At 71.7% G+C, this 18,598-nt stretch carries 10 protein-coding genes and 1 tRNA gene; 5 read left to right on the forward strand and 6 right to left on the reverse strand.

All coding sequences use genetic code 11. From position 1 onward, the window contains the following. Positions 1-52: 52 nt before the first annotated feature. Both trpB and trpA read left to right on the forward strand, forming a co-directional pair. Positions 53-1,246 carry a tryptophan synthase subunit beta gene (trpB, locus tag WMF12_RS05685; RefSeq protein ID WP_437744592.1) on the forward strand — a complete coding sequence of 398 codons (1,194 nt, stop codon included), beginning with the start codon at positions 53-55 and terminating at the stop codon, positions 1,244-1,246. Next, a complete protein-coding gene (trpA, locus tag WMF12_RS05690) occupies positions 1,243-2,067 on the forward strand; it encodes a tryptophan synthase subunit alpha (RefSeq protein ID WP_437867950.1) in 825 nt (274 codons plus the stop codon). The genes trpB and trpA overlap by 4 nt, the downstream gene beginning before the upstream one ends. A gap of 97 nt (positions 2,068-2,164) precedes the next feature. Here trpA and WMF12_RS05695 read toward each other — a convergent pair whose 3' ends face one another. After that, positions 2,165-3,184, reverse strand: coding sequence for a hypothetical protein (locus WMF12_RS05695; protein ID WP_437867955.1), 1,020 nt, complete (start codon positions 3,182-3,184; stop codon positions 2,165-2,167). 66 nt (positions 3,185-3,250) lie between these two features. Further along, positions 3,251-6,739, reverse strand: a complete 3,489-nt coding sequence (locus WMF12_RS05700) for a POTRA domain-containing protein (RefSeq protein WP_437867964.1) — start codon at positions 6,737-6,739, stop codon at positions 3,251-3,253. Positions 6,740-6,921: 182 nt separating this feature from the next. Between WMF12_RS05700 and WMF12_RS05705 the strand changes: the two genes are divergently transcribed. Beyond that, on the forward strand, positions 6,922-7,725 hold the full coding sequence (locus WMF12_RS05705) for a phosphate/phosphite/phosphonate ABC transporter substrate-binding protein (RefSeq protein ID WP_437744596.1): 804 nt from the start codon (positions 6,922-6,924) through the stop codon (positions 7,723-7,725). Between the two features lie 57 nt (positions 7,726-7,782). On the opposite strand, the gene WMF12_RS05710 is transcribed toward WMF12_RS05705, so the two are convergent. From WMF12_RS05710 to WMF12_RS05720, 3 genes are all read right to left on the reverse strand, one after another. Next, positions 7,783-12,273, reverse strand: a complete 4,491-nt coding sequence (locus tag WMF12_RS05710) for a translocation/assembly module TamB domain-containing protein (protein WP_437867977.1) — start codon at positions 12,271-12,273, stop codon at positions 7,783-7,785. A 154-nt stretch (positions 12,274-12,427) separates the two neighbouring features. Then, positions 12,428-14,101 carry an energy-dependent translational throttle protein EttA gene (gene ettA, locus WMF12_RS05715; protein WP_437867985.1) on the reverse strand — a complete coding sequence of 558 codons (1,674 nt, stop codon included), beginning with the start codon at positions 14,099-14,101 and terminating at the stop codon, positions 12,428-12,430. 180 nt (positions 14,102-14,281) lie between these two features. Beyond that, a complete protein-coding gene (locus WMF12_RS05720) occupies positions 14,282-15,919 on the reverse strand; it encodes a lipopolysaccharide biosynthesis protein (protein WP_437867992.1) in 1,638 nt (545 codons plus the stop codon). An 87-nt stretch (positions 15,920-16,006) separates the two neighbouring features. Here WMF12_RS05720 and WMF12_RS05725 point away from each other — a divergent pair. Continuing rightward, positions 16,007-16,082 (forward strand) — tRNA-Asn (locus WMF12_RS05725). A 502-nt stretch (positions 16,083-16,584) separates the two neighbouring features. After that, the gene (locus WMF12_RS05730; protein ID WP_437868001.1) at positions 16,585-17,628 is read left to right on the forward strand and encodes a PDDEXK nuclease domain-containing protein; all 1,044 of its coding nucleotides are present in this window, start codon (positions 16,585-16,587) and stop codon (positions 17,626-17,628) included. A 93-nt stretch (positions 17,629-17,721) separates the two neighbouring features. Here WMF12_RS05730 and WMF12_RS05735 read toward each other — a convergent pair whose 3' ends face one another. Continuing rightward, the gene (locus WMF12_RS05735; protein ID WP_437868011.1) at positions 17,722-18,414 is read right to left on the reverse strand and encodes an O-methyltransferase; all 693 of its coding nucleotides are present in this window, start codon (positions 18,412-18,414) and stop codon (positions 17,722-17,724) included. Positions 18,415-18,598: the final 184 nt, after the last annotated feature.

Genomic DNA, 18,598 nt, shown 5'->3' on the forward strand with positions numbered 1-18,598 from the left:
GCTCTCACGACCCACAACGCACAACGCACCACCGACGATCGAGGCAATCACCATGCAGCAAAGCGGCCGCTTCGGCGCCTTTGGCGGCGCCTATGTCCCGGAGATCCTCGTGCCCGCGCTCGAGCAGCTCGAGCGCGCGTACCTGGAGGCGCGCGGCGATCCGTCGTTCGCGGCGGAGTTCGACGCCTTGCTGACGACCTACGCGGGGCGACCGACGCCGCTCACCCTGTGCCGCAACCTGACCGGCGATCCGCGCGTGAAGCTGTACCTCAAGCGCGAGGACCTGCTCCACGGCGGCGCGCACAAGACGAACCAGGCGCTCGGCCAGGGGCTGCTCGCGCGGCGCATGGGCAAGCGGCGGCTCATCGCCGAGACCGGGGCCGGCCAGCACGGCGTCGCGACCGCCATGATCGGGGCCCTGCTCGGCATGCCCACGCGCATCTACATGGGCGCGAAGGACGTCGAGCGGCAGCGGCTCAACGTCTTCCGGATGCGCCTCATGGGGGCCGAGGTGGTGCCCGTGACCTCGGGCTCGCAGACGCTGAAGGACGCCCTCAACGAGGCGCTGCGCTACTGGACCGAGAGCTACGAGGACACGCACTACCTGATCGGGACGGTCGCCGGGCCTCACCCGTTCCCCACCATCGTGCGCGATTTCCAGTGGGTGATCGGCCGCGAGGCGCGCGCCCAGATCCTGGAGGCCGAGGGGCGCCTGCCCGACGCGGTGGTCGCGTGCGTGGGCGGCGGCAGCAACGCCATGGGGATCTTCTCCGAGTTCATCCCGGACAAGGACGTGGCGCTCGTCGGCGTCGAGCCCGCCGGCCACGGCCTGTCGACCGCCATGCACGGGGCGACGCTCCTCAAGGGCCGCCCGGGGGTGCTGCACGGGTCGGAGACCTACATCCTCCAGGACGAGCACGGACAGGTCGCCGAGACACACTCGGTCTCGGCGGGGCTCGACTACCCCGGCGTCGGGCCGGAGCACGCGCACCTCATGACGTCGGGCCGGGCGACGTACGTCGCGGCGACCGACGACGAGGCGCTCGACGCGTTCCAGCGGCTCGCGCGCAGCGAGGGCATCATCCCGGCGTTCGAGTCGGCGCACGCGATCGCGCACGCGCTGAAGATGGTGGCGGAGGCGGCGCAGGCAGGGCGCGAGACGGTGCTCGTCGTGAACCTGTCGGGCCGCGGAGACAAGGACATGGAGCAGGCGCAAAAGCTGCTCGATCCCGGGAGGTCGACATGAGTCGGGAGACGGTGACGACGCGCTACGATCGCGCATTCGAGCGGCTGCGGCAGCGCGGCGAGGGGGCGTTCATCCCCTTCCTGATGCTGGGGGATCCGGACCTCGCCACGAGCGCGCGGCTGCTGCGCGCGGCCGTGGAGGGCGGCGCGGACGCGATCGAGGTCGGGATCCCGTTCTCGGATCCGATCGCGGACGGCCCGACGATCCAGGCCGCGGCCGTGCGGGCGCTCGAGGCCGGCGTGAGGCCGGGCGACTGCATCGAGCTCCTGGCGCGGTTCCGGGCGGAGGCGCCGGAGGTGCCGATCGGCATCCTCACGTACGCGAACCTCGTGAAGCACCGCGATCTGGCGGGCTTCTACGCGTCGGTGGCCGCGGCCGGGGTCGACAGCGTGCTCGTCGCCGACGTGCCGGTGAGAGAGTCGGATCCGTACGTGGCGGCGGCGCGCGCCGTGGGGGTGGCGCCGGTGCTGATCGCGCCGCTGAACGCCTCGGAGGCCACGCTGCAGCGGCTCGCGGAGCGGTGCAGCGCGTACACGTACTGCGTGACGCGCAAGGGCGTGACGGGGGCGGACGAGCAGCTGCGCCTGGGCCACGGGGCGCTCTTCGAGACGCTGCGCCGGTTCGGCGCGCCGCCCGCGATCCTGGGGTTCGGCATCTCGAAGCCCGAGCACGTGCGCGACGCCCTCGCCGCCGGGGCGTTCGGCGTGGTCAGCGGGTCCGCGGTCGTGCAGCGGGTCTCGGCGAACCTCGGTGATCCCGAGGCGGCCGCGCGCGCCGTCGCGAGCTTCGTCCGCGAGATGAAGGCGGCGACGGCGCGCTGAGCGCGCCGGGTTCCACCCGCCGAGCCGGCCAGGTTCACGGCGGAGCGCCGTCGCTACCGCGCCCTGCGTGGTTCGCCTTTCGGGCGGCGAGCCGAGCTCACAGGCACGTGACGTCGCACAGCCTCTCCGAGAGCGCGATGCAGCCCTCGTCCCACCCGATCGTGCAGCAGAAGCTGTCTCCGTCCTCTCCGCACACGGTCTCGACGCAGCTGTTGCAGGTCGCGTCGAGGGGCGCGCCTTCCTCGCAGAGGTCGTGGGCGCACCCGCAGGCCCGCCCGCAGGCGGCGGTGAGGCCGGCGACGCAGTGGGTGTCCCAGTTGCTCATGCAGCACGCCGGGTCCTCCGCGCACAGCTCGGTCACGCACGGGTCGCAGGCCATGAGGAGGGGCGCTCCTTCCTCGCAGAGGTCGTGGCTGCACTCGGCCGGCGGGCACACGCCGCAGTCGGTGGCGCACGCCTGGCAGTTCTCCCTGTCGGGCTCGCACACGCCGTCACCGCAGACCGGCGGGCACACGCCGCAGTCGTCGGCGCACGAATCGCACGTCTCGCCGGTGTCACACCGCAGATCGCCGCACGCCGACGCCCCACCCTCTCCGCCGCCGCCCGTCGAAGCGCCGCTCGCCGAGGCGCTGCTCACCGAGCCGCCGCCGGCCGCGTCGCCGCCGCCCGCCGAGGCGCTGCTCGTCGAGGCGCTGCTCGTCGAGGCGCTGCTCGTCGAGGCGCTGCTCGTCGAGCCGCCTTGCCCGCCCGCTCCACCGCCGCCCGTGGCATCGCCGCCAGCCGAGGCGCTGCTCGTCGAGCCGCCTTGCCCGTCCGCTCCGCCGCCGCCCGTGGCATCGCCGCCAGCCGAGGCGCTGCTCGTCGAGCCACCTTGCCCGCCCTCTCCGCCGGCGCCCGTGGCATCGCCGCCAGCCGAGGCGCTGCTCGTCGAGCCGCCTTGCCCGCCCTCTCCGCCGCTGCCCGCCGATCCGCCGGCCCCACCTTGCCCGCCGGACCCGCCGGCGCCGGACGTGCTCGCCGCGCTGCTCGGCGCGGCGCTCTCGTCGTCGCCGCAGCCGGCGATCGTGAGGGTCGATGTCAGGGCGAGCAAAGCACACATGCGGAGTGAACGGTTCATCAGGGGAGCCTCGTTATCATCATGCGTTGGGAGCCGCCTCGCGCGCGTCGCGCGCGAGGCCGCCTGTCAAAAGAGCCCCACGGAGAAGTGGAGTGCACCGTCGATCTCATCCAGCTCGTCGCGCGGATCCAGGTTGAAGCCGTAGTCGAAGGCGAGGGGGCCGATGGGCGTGTTCACCCGCAGGCCGGCGCCGAGCCCGTAACGCAAGAGCCGCGGATCGAGGTTGACGTTCCTCGCCCTGATCCAGAGGTTGCCCGCGTCGAGGAAGAGCCCGAGCTGGAGCAGATCCGTCAGCGGAATGCGCAGCTCGGCGCGGGGGTTCACCATCACCGTCCCGCCGCGCGGGATATCGTCGGTCGATACCTCGGCGTCCCCGCCCAGCGCCTTTCTCGCCTCCTCGAGCCCGTCCTCAGGATACAGCGACTCGGCCAGATGGGAACGGAGCGAGTCGACGCCGCCGAGGAAGAACAGGCGATCCGGGTACGTCCCGCTCTCGGCCACGAGCGGCTGAATATACCCTCCGGACAGGCTCAGGGCGAGGGTGAGCCGCGACCGCGGCGCGAGGGGGATATAGCCCGACACACGGCCCGTGAATCGCAGGAAGTGGCTCTCAGGGAAGCTCGATTGGGCCCGGACCGAGGCGAAGGCGTCGAAGGCGTCGACGTGCTCGACGCCGCCGGAGAGGAGGAAGCCCCGGGTCGCGGCGAAGGGGGTGTCCCGCGTGTCCCAGGACGCGTCGATCCGCTGCGCCAGGGCGATCGTCTCGCCCTCGGGCATGCGCAGCTGGTCGAGGATATCCCGCTTGTCGGCGCCGACGGCGCCGGGGAAGAAGCCGACTTTGTTCAGCTCGGTCGACAGGGCGAGCTGCGTCGTGACGGCGCGCCGCGGGCGGTAGGTGATCGCGGGGATGATCGCCGTCTTCGTGACGCCGAAATCCAGCTGGTTGTCGCGCACGTTGATGCCCGCGAGCGACATGCTGACGAGCGGCCCGAGGCCGATGTCCGGGAGCGTGACCGAGACCGCGATGCGGCGCTCCAGCTGGTCGTCGATCTGGAGCTCCTCGTAGTGGCGGCTCGCCGCCTTGTCGACGATCATGAACTCGAACAGGTAGCTGAGCTGGACGCCCATCGTGAGGCCGATGGCGAGGCCGCCGATGTTGCGGTGTCCGTACTCGAAGGCGAGGCGCGCGCCCTCGCCGGTCGAGAACCCGATCTGCGGGTTGAGGTACTGCGGCAGCTGCTCGACCACGTGGATGACGACCCGCTTGTTCTTCTGAGGGACGTCGGGATCCTCGAGCGATATCGACACGCTGGAGAACGGGCCGAGCGCGGCGATGCGCTCCTCGCTCAGGCGGGCCTGCGACTGGCGGAACGGCGCGCCCTCGCGGAGCAGCACGCGGCGGAGGATCAGCTGCTCGTCGGTCCGGACGGCGCCCTTGACGACGATGCCGGTGACGAACACCCGATCTCGCTCCGAGACGATGAACCGCGCGCGGGCGCGCGTGCGGTCGGGCGAGGGCTCGATGGCCGTGCGGACCTCGGCGAACGCGTAGCCCAGGTCGCGGTAAGCATCCATGATGCGCAGCCGCGCGGCGTCGAGCGCGAGCGTCGAGAGGGGCTGTCCGACCTTCAGATCGACGAGGTCGCTGAGCCAGCGCTCGCTGAACGGCCGCTCCTCGGCGCAGAGGGCGCGGTCGCGCTCGCTCAGGCCGGCCTGGCCGCAGAAGCCCTTGTTCCCCTCGAAGGCGAGATCGTAGAGCTGGGTCTGCGGGCCGGGATGGACCGGAATGCGGAGCGTCACCTCGGGGGAGCACGCGATGTGCCGGGCGGCGTCGGGGCGGCACGTGAGGGCGGCGGGGACGGGCGGCTCGGGGAGGGGCAGCCCTTGCGCGTCGGTGAGGCACTGGGCCGTGACGCGCTCGGCGACCGGCTCGGGGATGCAGGCGCCCGGCGGGGAGCGGCGCGAGCAGGTGGTGCGGAGCACGGAGACCGGGCCGACGACGGCGTTCAGGTAGCCCTTGCTGAAGTAGAGATCGCGAAGGTGCTTGAGGGCGCGCTCGTAGGTCTCCTGCGCGTACGTCATCGAGGGGATGAGCTCGACCGGCCTGGCCCGGCCGCCGGCGCCGCGGGTCGGGCCGAAGAGGTCCGAGATGCCTCGCGGGTCGGGCATCGAGAAGGCGTCGGCGCCGGGCAGGTCCTCCTCGAGGAAGCTCTCGATCTCGCGGCCGAGGTCGTCCGGGCTGAGGTCGCCCGTGAGGCAGGGGAAGACGCGCTTCGTGACGCGCACCTGGTCGTGCTCGCGGACGGTGAAGGTCAGGTAACGGACCGCATCGTCAGGCTTGCCGCCCAGCGAGGGGGTGACCTCGGCGTCGAGGAAGCCGCGCTCGACGTAGAACGCGCGGAGCCGATCGGTGAGATCGTTCGTCTTCGTCTCGGTCGTCTCGCCGAGATCGAGCGCGGCCTCGAGGGCGTCGTCGTCGAAGGCGCGGTTGCCGTCGAAGGCGGGGACGATGCGCGCGCCGGGCTCGAGGTAGACGTAGAGGTAGTTGTGCGGGCCGACCGCGAGCACGCGGTGGGAGACCTCGGCGTCGTGAAAGCCGCTCCGGCGGAGCAGCTCGGCCATCTCGCGGTCGGCCTCGGCGAGGGCAGGCTCGTCGACGCGGGCGCCGACGCCGAGGCCGTAGCTCTGCTTGAGCGAGCCGAGCTCCCGGTCCGCGCGCGGCGCCACGACGAAGACGCGCTCCGAGACGACGCGCGGGGCGCCGGCCTCGATGTCGAGGGCGAGGACGACCTGGGAGGGCTCGTCGGTGTCGACGGCGCGGACCGTGACGGCGGCCGCGGGGTAGCCGTGAAGCGCGTAGAACGCGCGGATGCGGGGGCTGATCTCGGCCAGCGTGGTCGCGGTGATCTCGCCGCCCTCGGCGATGCCGGCGGCCTCGAGGGTGTCCTGCCGGTCGAGCGCGCCGCCGGTGATCTGGACGGTGGCGATGCTCCGGCGGGGGACGACGAAGATCCGGAGCGCGGCGCCGTCCGGCACGAGGTACGCCTCGGCCGACGCGCGGGCGAAGTTGCCGGAGGCGAGCAGCTCGCGCATGGCGCGGCGCGCGGCGTCGGGGCTGAGCGGCTCGCCGAGGTCGACGCTGGTGACCGGCGACACGATCTGCCATCGGTCGCCCTGCGCGGTGACATCGATGCGGACGATCGGCTTGCCGACGAGCTCTCCCAGGGCCAGCGGCTGGCCGAGCGACGGCACGTCGGTGGCCTGGGTGCCGGCCTCGCCCGAAGGCACGGCCCGTGCCGAAGGGTCGACAGGGTCGAGGCTGGCCTGACCGGCGAGGCTGGCCTGACCGGGGTTGAGGTTGGCCTGACCGGGGTTGGGGCTGGCCTGACCGGGGTTGGGGCTGGCCTGACCGAGGTTGAGGTTGGCCTGACCGGGGTTGAGGCTGGCCTGACCCGGACGTGCCGGGTTCGGGTCGGCGTGCGCCGGGATGGCGATCGCGCCGAGCGGCAAAAAGCCGAGCAGAAGGGGAATGAGGGTGGAACGGAAGCGAGCCATCAGGCGCGGAGCGCCGGGGGACGAAACGGAAATGAACCGGCGCCGGCGTGCACGACGGACGCAGCGTAGCCCGGTTGGGCGCTGGATGGGCAAGAGGCCGCCCGCGGGGCGCCGATGTGCGAGACGTGGGGCTCTCGGCGGGCAGAGCTCGTGCTAGCGTCGCCGCCCGTGCGAGGCACCGGATGAAGGACCTGGCGATGCTCGTCGGCGCCGTGGCGCATGACGCCAAGGTGGTGACGCTGTGGGAGAGCCTGCGCGAGCACTTCCGCGAACATGGAATCCTGATTGATTTCGCGCTGTTCTCTACCTACGAGCGCCAGGTCGAGTCGCTGATCCGCGGGCACATCGACGTCGCCTGGAACAGCGCCGTCGCGCACGTGCGGGTGAAGCGGCAGACCGAGGGCCGGTCCCGCTCGCTCGCGATGCGCGAGATCGATCGCGACTTCCACAGCAAGCTCCTCGTCCGCCGCGACGCCGCCGTCGGGGCGCTCAGCGATCTGGAGGGCAAGGCGCTCGCTGTCGGGAGCGTCGACTCGGCGCACGCGCGCATCCTGCCGCTCCACTTCCTCCGGCAGGCGGGCGTGGCCGTGGAGAAGATCCAGCTCATGCCGTTCGAGGTGGACGTCGGCAAGCACGGGGACACCGCGACGAGCGAGGTCCAGGCGCTCGCGGCGCTGCACGAGGGCAAGGCGCAGGCGGCGGCGGTCGGGGACGCGGTGTGGCTCGCCGAGCAGGCGAACGGCCACATCGACCTCCGCCGGGTCGACGTCCTCTGGACCACGCCGGCCTACGATTTCGCGATGTTCGACGCGCTGCCGGCGCTGCCCGAGGCGAAGGCCGAGGCGTTCCAGCGCGCGCTGCTCAGCATGACCTGGAAGAACCCGAAGCACCGGCGCATCTTCGAGCTCATGGGCCACAAGCAGTGGGTCTCCGGCCGCGACGACCGGTACGGCGCCCTCGACGCGGCGCTCGCCGCGGCCACCTGACGGCCGCGGATCGAGCGCCGCGCGAGCGTCCTTCGAGCGCCATCCGCGGCTCGACCGTCACTCGAACTCGAGCCGCCACCTCAGGTCGGCGCCCACGTTGCCGACCGGCGAGCTCGAGGCGTCGCTCGAGTTGTCGTACGACCCCTGGAGGCTCATCCGGTCACTGAGCTTCACCTCGACGCCCGCGCGCACCTGGCTGCCCTGCGAGAGCCCCGTCGTCACGTTGGCGCGCACCGCGTCCGTGATGCGCTTGCCGATCGTCACCGTCGGCTCCGGGGCGCCGTTCTTGGACGAGTAGCCGGTGCCGAAGCGGAACTCGTCGATGAGGGGGACCATCGTCTTCACCGCCTTGTCGGCGCCCGTCAGCGACGAGAGCGCCTCGAGGCCCATGGTCTCGCCGAGCGACGACACGACGCCCTGGTTGAGCTCGGCGCGCGTCATGCCGAGCGTCAGCAGCAGGACGATGTCCTCCTGGCTGAGCGGCGGATCGCTCGTCAGGTTGAGCTGGAGGTTGTCGGCGTCGCCCTGGGCGTGCAGCTTGATGCGCCAGAGCCCGCTGGAGTTCGCGCTGCTGCCCGCGGCCGCGGCCGTCGGCGCCGTGGGCTCCGCGCCCGACGTCGCGTCCGCCGCGGCGGCGGTGCTCGTCGACGTGTAGCGGCGGTACTCGCTCTCGGCGCGCACGTCGACCTTGGGCGCGATGCGGAACGGATCGTCGAAGCGGACGTAGCCGTCCCGGACCTCGAACTCGGTGCTGCGCAGCATGAGCTTCGAGTCGGGCAGGATGCGCAGCGTGCCGCGCGCGCCGAAGCGCTGGTTCGTGCCCGAGAGCGCGAGCCCGGGCTGCGAGACCTCGAGCCGCATGTCGGCCAGATCGTTCGAGAAGCGGAGCGGGTTCGGCGAGGCGACGGTGACGTCGAACCGGACCACGTCGGCGGCGGGGTCGTAGGTCTGCACCGTCGTCCGCTGGCGCCCCGTGAGATCGCCGAGGTCCATGCTCATCAGGATGGGGCGCGTGTAGCTGAACGACGTGAGCGTGATCTTGCCCTCGACCCGCGGCAGGTTCTTCTCCCCCGACGCCTCGTCCTCGACGCCGGGCCGGAAGCTCGCCGTCAGGTTGGCGTTCGCGGTGAGGTTCACCCCGTCGGCGACCGGCAGCTTCACGCCGGTCGCCACGATGGATGCCTGCGCCGTGCCGAGGGTCAGGCCGCGCACCGGCATGTGCCCCACCGCGGTCACCGTGCCCGTGCCGACCCGCGCGCTCGCCTTCGTGAGGCGCACCTGGTCGCCGCCGATCGCGAACTCCACGTCGATGTCGTCGAGCGACACCGGCAGGCCGACCACGTCGAGCTCTCCCTCCTTGAGCGTCGCCGAGCCCGTGTAGCGCAGCCCCTGGAGCGGCCCGGCCACCTGGACCTCGGCCTGCACCGTGCCCCGCGCGTGCCGGATCTGCGGGATGTCGGCGCTGAGCCGCGAGAGGCTCGTCGGGCTTACCCGGATCGCCACGTCGAGGTCCGGCGCCGTGAACACCCGCTTGACGTCGCCGGACGCCGTGAACGCGGCGGACAGGCGCGAGGCGGTGTGCGCCTCGAGGTGGAGCTCCGGCACCTTCAGCGTGTTGCCCGCGAGGCGGATCGGGCCGCTGGGGCTCGTGAGGTGGACCCCCTGGCCCTCCCGATCGAGCTTGAGCGCGTCGACCGTGAGCGTGAGCGCCGCCTGCCGGAAATCCGTGAGGGGGAGCCGCTCGATGTCGAGCGACCCGGTCATCGTGCCCTTCGGCGCCCCCGCGAGCGCGGCGCCCGGGATCAGGTTCGCGAGCGTGCCCAGGTCGAGCGCGTCCATGCGCACGTCCCCGTCCACGATCTTGCGCCGCTGGCGCGTGACGCGGAGCCCCTTCAGCGCGACCTGCCCGCCGAACAGCGAGCCGTTCGCGACGAGGGAGCCGTCGGGGAGGTCGCGCTCGTACTCCGCCGGATCGAACGGCGCGCCCTGGGGGTTGCCGCAGATCGGCGTCCTGCCGATGATCTTCGGCGGCTTGTCGTTCGGCAGGATCGTGAGCTCGACCCGCGAGGGCGGCAGGCTCGCGTGCGTGCGGCGGATGCCGACGCGCGAGACGTGCACGTCCGCGAAGCCGGCGAGCCTGCTCACGGTGCCGCCCAGGCTGGCGACGACCGACACCGAGCCGTCGAACTGCGAGGCCGCCGCCCCGAGCCCGTCGATCCGCGAGAGCGGGAGGCCGCTCGCGATGACGCTCCCCTTCAGCGCGCCGCCGTGCGCGACGGAGGCGCTCGCCAGCACGGAGCCCGTGCCCTTGCGCAGCGACGCCGAGCGGACGTCGAGCCGCATGCCGTCGGCGCCGGCGGCCTGGTCGTCCCAGATCATGTCGAGGTCGACCTCGCCCTCGTCGAAGCGCTCGTCGAGCAGCTCGACGCCGGTGAGCCGCATGCCCGCGTTCACGGCGAGGTAGCCGCCGCCGCAGCGGTCCTCGGGGCCGCCGAGCGCGAAGTGGGCGCGGGCCGTCCCGCTCGCGGTCGCCTTGTAGTCGGCGAACCGCGGATCCTTGTCGAGGCGGAGCACCTCGAGCAGGTCGCGCGCGGCGAGGTGCGGCGCCTCGCGCGTGTCGACGGTCGCGTCCACGACGACGATCCCCGCCGAGCTGTCGAGCGGGCGGCCCTTGGGCAGGTTGCCGCCCGGGTCGAAATCGATCTTGATCGACGGGACCCGGACGCGGCTCGCCCCGTGCCGGACCCGCGCGTTCTCGAGCGTCAGGGCGAGCGGCTCGAACGCGACCGGCGAGGGCTCGAGGTCGCCGATGGGGAAGCCCCCGAACACGAACTTCTCGACGCCGATCTCGCCGGTGAGCTTCGGGTGCTCGTAGGAGCCGTGCATCGCGGCCTTCATCGTGGCGACGCCGGCGAGCTCGAGCGCGGCGAGCGGGGAGATCTCGGCGAGGTCCACGCGCGAGCCCGGGTGGACCTCGACCCCGAGCTGGTCGTTGAAGCCGAGCGAGACGGTGGTCCTGAGGTGCGAGCTCGGCGTGTCGACCGAGAAGCCCGAGAGCACGACGGCGTTCGGCCGCACCTGGAACGAGCCGCGGACCGTGGCCTCCTTGACGCCCATCAGGCGCTTGCGGGCAGGGTCCTTCGTCGGGTGATCGAAGATGTCGAAGCCGTGCGTCTGCACGGCGAGGGGGCCCTCGAGGGAGAGCGGGGACAGCGTGCCGCCGAAGCGATCGAACCTCCCCTCGCGCAGCGTCCACGCGACGTGCGCCTGCGGGTGGACCGCGAGGTCGCGGAGCAGGCCGGGCAGCTCGACGTTGGCGAGGTCGATCGGCCCGGCCTGGAGCGGCACGCCCTTCTCGAACGGCTTGATCTCCACGCTCGAGATCTTCAGCGTGCCGTCGGCCCAGGCGACGTCGGTGTCGGAGAGCTGCACGGCGTCAGGGGTCGTCGAGACCTTGCCCGCGAGGCGCGTGGCGAAGACCCTGCCGTCGAGGCCCGGCCGGTCGAGCAGGAGCGTGCCCTTGAGGCGGGGGAGCGCCAGGCCGAGCGGCGCGGACGCCGCGTCGTACTCCGCGTCGACGTCGAGCGAGACCGAGCCGGACGCGGGCGGCAGGGCCAGGAAGCGGTGCACGATCGGCACGGGGAGGCGCGCCCGCACGCGGCCCTCGATCCGGTGGGGCATGCCGTCGCCGAGGCCGACGGCGCGGAGGGCGCCGAGCTCGAGCTCCACCCGGCGCCAGTCGCCGTCCTGGAGCGCGCAGGGCGGCGCGGTGCCGGGATCCGGGTCGAAGTCGGCGGCGCCCTCGAGGATCAGCCGGCGGACGAGCGCGCGGCCCGGCTCGACGCGGACGCGCGTGTCGAAGCGGCAGACGACGTCCTCGTCGACGCTGTCCTCCTCGGCCTCGTGGCCGGGCGCGGGGTGCGTGCGGACGACCGAGACGAGGCCGGAGCGCATCGCGATCTCGAACGCGTCCGACGGCTCGGCGGAGACGTCGACGTCGACCTCGGTGGCCTGGACGCGGACGTTGTCGATCGTCAGGTCGAGCCGCGCGTCGGTGATGGCCACCGAGGAGAGCGGCGCGCGGTCGAGGCCACCCCCGCCGCCCTTGCCGGTGCTCGGGAGGGTGAGGTTGCGGAGCTCCCCGTCCTTCAGCACCGCGCGGACGCGGGGGCCGATGATCTCGACGTCCCCGGCGTCGATGTGCCCCGCGAGCAGCGAGAACAGGCGCGGGCGGATGGCCACGCGCTCGAGCTCGAGGAACGGCGCGCCGCCGTCCGAGGAGTCGACGACGAGCCGGTTCAGGCCGACCATGAGGGGCCAGGCCTGGACGCGCACGTCGTAGCGGGCCGTGATGCCGAGCTCGCGCTGGAGCAGCGCCGCCGTCTCGCGCGCCGCCCAGGCCCGCACCGTCTCGGTGCGCACGAGGAAGCCGAGCGCGAGCGGGATCGCGCCGATCACCGCGAACACGGCGCACAAAACGCGCACGGCGAGGCGCCCCCAGTCCCTGCGGGCGCTCGGCGGGGAGCCCTTTCTCCTCGTGCCGTGCATCGGGGCGCAGCTTAGCTGATGCGCGGTCGGACGCTTACGTGGGCGGGGTGATCTTGTGACGGGAAAATACCGGTGCGTGCGCGTCGCACCCGACCGGAAACGTGCTCCAGGGTGGAATGCCGCGGGGGCGCCGTGCGAGGCGCGCCGGGCCGGGTCAGCCCGCGGTGAGCTTGCGGTAGCGGAGCTTGCGGGGTTCGGCCGCGTCGGCGCCGAGGCGGCGCTTCAGGTCGGCCTCGTAGTCGGCGTAGTTGCCCTCGAACCAGACGACCTTGCTGTCGCCCTCGAAGGCGAGGATGTGGGTCGCGATGCGGTCGAGGAACCAGCGGTCGTGGCTGATGACCACGGCGCAGCCGGCGAAGTTGAGCAGCGCGTCCTCGAGCGAGCGGAGCGTGTCGACGTCGAGGTCGTTGGTGGGCTCGTCGAGCAGGAGGACGTTGCCGCCGCGGCGGAGCAGCTTGGCGAGGTGGAGGCGGTTGCGCTCGCCGCCCGAGAGATCGCGGACCTTCTTCTGCTGGTCGCTGCCGGCGAAGTTGAAGCTGGCGACGTACGCGCGCGAGTTGACCTCGCGCTTGCCGACGAGGAGGCGGTCCTCGCCGCCGGAGATCTCCTGCCAGACGTTGTTGGTCGGGTTGAGCGCGTCGCGCGACTGGTCGACGTACGCGAGCTCCACGGTCTCGCCGAGCCGGAGCGCGCCGCCGTCGGGCTGCTCGAGGCCCATGATCATGCGGAAGAGCGTGGTCTTGCCGGCGCCGTTCGGCCCGATGATGCCGACGATGCCGCCGCGCGGGAGCGAGAAGCTGAGGTCGTCGATGAGGACGCGGTCGCCGAAGCCCTTGCGGAGGTGCTCGGCCTCGACGACCACGTTCCCGAGCCGCTGGCCGGCGGGGATGTGGATCTCGTTCTCCTCGACCTTCTTCGACCTGTCCTCGGCGAGCAGCGTCTCGTAGGCGGCGAGGCGGGCCTTGCTCTTGGCCTGGCGGGCGCGCGGGGCCAGGCGGACCCACTCGAGCTCGCGCTCCAGGGTGCGCTTGCGCGCGCTCTCCTGCTTCTGCTCCAGCTCGAGGCGCTTCTTCTTCTGCTCGAGCCAGCCGGTGTAGTTGCCCTCGTACGGGATGCCGGCGCCGCGGTCGAGCTCGAGGATCCAGCCGGCGACGTTGTCGAGGAAGTACCGGTCGTGGGTGACCGCGACGACGGTGCCGGGGTAGTCGTGGAGGAAGCGCTCGAGCCAGGCGACGCTCTCGGCGTCGAGGTGGTTGGTCGGCTCGTCGAGCAGCAGGATGTCCGGCTTCTCGAGGAGGAGCCGGCAGAGGGCGACGCGGCGGCGCTCGCCGCCGGAGAGCTTGGTGACGTCGGCGTCGGGCGGCGGCAGCCGGAGGGCGTCCATGGCGCGCTCGACGACGCGGTCGATCTCCCAGCCGTTCGCGGCCTCGATCTTGTCCTGGAGCGCGGCGTACTCCTCGAGGAGCGCCTCCATGTCGGGGGGCGACTCGCCGAGCTTCGCGCCGATCTCCTCGAAGCGCTGGACGAGGGAGCGGACGTCGTGGACCGCCATCTCGACGTGCTCTTGCACGGTCTTGCCGGCCTCGAGCTGCGGCTCCTGGGCGAGGTAGCCGATGCGGATGCCGTCGGCGGGCTTCGCTTCGCCGAGGTACTCCTTGTCGACGCCCGCCATGATGCGCAGCAGGGTGCTCTTGCCGGCGCCGTTCGAGCCGAGGACGCCGATCTTCGCGCCCGGGTAGAAGGAGAGCCACAGGCCCTTCAGCACCTCCTTGTTCGGGGGGTGCACCTTCCGGACATCCTGCATCGTGAAGATGAATTGAGGGGCCACGTCTTCGCCTGCCTGTGCGTGCCCGGCGCGCCGTGGGGCCCCGCTCGGCCTTCGAGCGGGCGCGGCGCTGGCCGGGCTGGGGGGAGAGGCCGTATGCGAGATCGCCGGCTGACGGTCAAGAGGGCGTCGAGGCGGCTGTAGGCGGGCGCGCAGGGCGCGCGTCAGGACGGACGGGCGGAGCTAGGCGCGCCGCGCGCCGCGCCCGAACGCCTGCTTGAGGGCGGCGAGGTCCTCGCGGCCGACCTCGCGCGTGGCGACGAGGACGGCGAGGTACACGAGGGCGACCAGGATCGCCTCGCCGAGCACGGCGATCTTGCCGAGCCACGGGAGCTGTGCGCCCACGGCGATCCCGGCGAGCAGCGCGGCGCCGACGCGGAGCGCCGTCCGGGCGGGGACGAAGCCGCCGGCGGCGCGGTGGAGCAGGACGCCGCCGGCGACCGCGGCGGTGGCCAGCGCCAGCGAGGTGGCGACGGCGGAGCGCACAAGCATGTCGGGGCCGAACGCGGCGCGCGGGACGGCGATCGAGCAGCCAGTGGCGACGAGGAGGACGGTGGCGGCGGTGAGGGCGGCGGCCACGCGCTCCCGGTGCAGGCTGGTGAGCGCGGCCGAGGCGACGCCGAGGACGGCGAACGCGCCCATGCCGAGGGAGAGCACGCGGAGCGTGTCGCCGCCGCGGCTCCAGATCTCGACCGGGAAGGCGAAGCGCAGGACGTGCGGGGCGAGGCCCGAGATCGGGGCGCAGAGGAGCCCGGTGAGCAGGAACGAGAGGCGGACGCCCGTCATGGCGTAGCGGCGGACCGCCGCGCGATCGTGCTCGGCGTGCGCGCGGGCGAGCATCGGGAAGAGGATGAACGTGACCGAGAGGAGCAGCTGGTACGGCAGGAACGCGAAGAGCTGCGCGCCGCGGTAGACGCCGATGAGGTCGTCGGCGGCCCTGGCGCCGAGCGCGAGGCCGCTCGTGGCCTGCCCGAGGAAGCGGCGGAGGAGGAAGAAGTCGGTCTGGAGCAGGAGGTTCAGGAACGTCTGCGAGACGGCGAGCGGCAGGAGGAAGGCGGCGTGCTGGCGGATCGAGGGGCCGGCGCTGCCGGGGCGGCCGAGGCCGGTCCTGGTGAGCGCGAGGGGGACGATGACGGCGGCCGCGGCGACGAAGCCGGCGATCGCGCCGAGGACGCCGCTCTGGCCGGCGCGGAGGAAGAGCAGGGCGAAGGCGGCGATGCTCGCGGTGCGGAGCGCGCCATAGCCGACGTCGAAGGCGGCCTGCGTGACGAAGCGCCGCTGGCCGTTGAGCGCGCCGACGAGCGGGGCGTAGAGGCCGTAGAGGAGCACGACGGCGGCGGCGAGCCGCAGCGGGCCGGCGACGTGCGGGGCCTCGGAGAAGTCGGCGATGGCGCCGGCGAGGAGCGCGAAGCCGGCGGAGACGACGACGGCGAGGAGGGCGTGGAGGGCGAGCGTGCGGCGGAAGGCGGCGGCGACGTCCTGCTCCGCGACGCTGGAGACGGCGCGCGAGACGCCCTGGATGCCGGTCGCGACGATGACGTTGTTGACGACGCCCACGCCCGCGAGGACGACGGAGACCGCGCCGTAGCCGTCCGTGCCGAGCAGCCGCGGGAGGATGAGCTGCTGGACGAAGCCGAAGAGGATGAAGGAGACCTTGGCGCCGGCGATGGCGAGGCCGCCGCGGCCGGCGGAGCGGGCGGTGGCTGCGGGGGCCGGGGCGTCCGGCGGCTGCGGCGGGAAGGGCACGGCGGCGCGCTGCACGGCGGCGTTGTCGCAGAAGCACGCCGGGCGGGCAATCTCGCGCGGAGCGGGCGAGCACACCGGGGCGTCACGTAAACTTCAGCGGCGGTGCGGATTCGCTTGACGGGGAGGCCTCGCTGACTATCCTCGCGCCCGTCTCCAACGCATTCCAGCTTAGCTCAGTTGGTAGAGCAGGCGGCTGTTAACCGCCGGGTCGCTGGTTCGAGTCCAGCAGCTGGAGCCACTCCTACGGGATCGCTGAAACGCGATCTCGCTCTTTTAGAACCGGCCTCGGAGAGCGATCTCCGGGGCCGGTTCGTTTCTGGCCCACGCTTCCGCGATCATCGGCGCTCGGCGCGCACGACGCGCGCGTGGGTAGCGTTCGAGCAGAGAGCGCCGCGAGCGTGAAGGCGCGCGCGACGAGGGCGCTCTGCACGACGCTCGCGCTCTCTCTTCTGTCCTCCGGATGAGAGAAGCCGAGAGCGTTGAACAGCGGAGGGACTTCAGGCGAGACGGCGCCGCTGACGTTTAACTGGCCAGCGCATCGGCGCTCTCCGTCGATCCCGCGAAGGGGCAGAGCGCGGGGACGCAGCCCGCGCAGGAACGGCGCGGCCGGAACACGCGTCCCCTCGCGCGACGCGGTTCGACTTCGAGCAGAACGCGTAGAGCGCCTCCCGCACGAGCCGCGGAGAGCATGCTGGCAGGTCAGGCTGGAACACGCGGAGGTCGATCCGCGCGGCCTGCTCATGCACCCACTGCTCCCGGGCGTCGTCCCCGCCGAAACGGGACACGAGATCGCCCCGCCAGATTCGCTTGCGAAATCGCAAGGCTCGGTGAACGCCGAGCAGGTTTCGCTCTACTGGCAGCTTGGCGAGTACATCAGCCGGAAGATCGCGAGCGCCGAGTGGGGCGACGGCGTGGTCGAAGAGCTCGCGGCGTCCCTCGCTCGGCGCTTCCCTGGCCTCCGTGGCTTCACGCGGCCGAACCTGTTTCGGATGCGCCAGTTCCACGAGGCGTATCTGGCGAACCGAAAAGTCTCAGCGCTGCTGAGACAATTGCCGTGGACGCACCACCTCATCATCCTCGGGCAGGCCAAGCCTGCGGCTGCTCGCGAGTTCTACATCCTCGCGGCCATCAAGGAGCGCTGGTCATCCCGAGAGCTGGAACGCCAGATTCGCTCCGGCGCCGTGCTGCGTGACGCGGACGCCGCGAAGAAAGTCTCACCAGTGCTGAGACAAACTCACCGAGGCGCGCTCGACGAGTTGAAGAACGCTTACAATCTCGAGTTCCTCGCGCTTCCCGACGGACACTCGGAGGCCGATCTCCACGGCGCCCTGCTCCGGCATCTTGGCCGCTTCCTCGCTGAGCTGGGGCGCGACTTCTGCTTCGTCGGCTCAGAGCGCCCGGTGCAAGTGGGCAACCAAGACTTCACGATAGACCTCCTCTTCTTTCACCGTGGCCTGCAGTGCCTCGTGGCTTTAGAGCTGAAGACCGAGAAGTTCAAGCCTGCCGACCTGGGTCAGCTCTCGTTCTACGTCGAGGCGCTCGACCGCGACGTGAAGAAGCCGCACGAGCGCCCTTCCATCGGCGTGTTGCTCTGCGCGACGAAGGACGACGAGGTGGCCGAGTACGCGCTTGCTCGCACGACGTCGCCCACGCTCGTAGCGGAGTACCAGACGCTCCTCCCACCGAAGGAACTGCTCCGCGCGAAGCTCCATGAGCTGTACGCGGAGCTCACGTCGAGAGAACCGGGCCGTGCCCGCGCATCGCATCTGCGGAGACGTTCATGAGCGGCACCACGCCACACGAATGTCGTGTCACCCCACGGCGCCAGTGGAAGCGAAGATGCTCAACCGGGGTCAGCGTGCCTCGAGCCAGGGTGCTCAGCTCGTCTTGATCGTGAGCTCGTTGCCGCGTCCCGCGTCGAACGGGAGCGGCTGGGAGAGGTAGCCGTTCTGCGGGTTGCGCACGTAGTCGATATAGCCCGAGGCCTGCTCGAACGCGTTCTCGCCGATGATGATCGCGCCAGGCTTCAGATGCGGCTCGAGCAGCTTGAGAACGTCCAGATAAAGGATGAAGGCGCCGTCGAGCAACACCATATCGATATCGCCGCCGACACCCGACTCGAGGGTCTCTCGAGCATCACCGACCCGGAGCTCGACGAGACCGGACAGCCCGGCGGCGGCGACGTTCGCCCGCGCCCGCTCGACCTTGCTGGGCACAAGGTCGGTCCCGATCAAGCGGCCGCCGCCCATATCGCGCAGCGCCGTCGCCAGATAGATCGTGGAGATCCCCATCGAGGAGCCGAACTCCACGATGCACTTGGCCTTGCATGCGCGGGCACACATGTAGAGGAAACGCCCAAGATCCGGGGAGACATTGAGGAAATTCTCCGCGAACCCGCGATACGTGCCTTTCAGATCGTTGGCTTCGTCCTTGAGGAGCTGGGTGATCATCTCTTCCCTGGTGGCCGCCTCGCTCGCTGCGCTGGCGGCCAGCGGCGCGTCGGCCGCCTCCGCTTCCCGATGAAGACGCTCGAGGACCTCTGCGACCTGGCCGTCGCTGATTGAATTCATATCTATAATCCCTTTCCTTCTGAATGAACGGCCATGCGTGCGACGCTTGGTCGCTGACTGGGTGACCAGGCGATTCCTTGCGACCTTCATGACCCTGCGTGATTGCTACCGTTTGACAACCGAGTCGTCCAGGACGATATTGGGCTCGATTTGAGACCTGCTGAGCATCGATGGGGGGCCGAGG

The organism is Sorangium sp. So ce363, from assembly GCF_051520435.1.
GTDB classification, from domain to species: Bacteria; Myxococcota_A; Polyangia; order Polyangiales; family Polyangiaceae; genus Sorangium; species Sorangium cellulosum_B.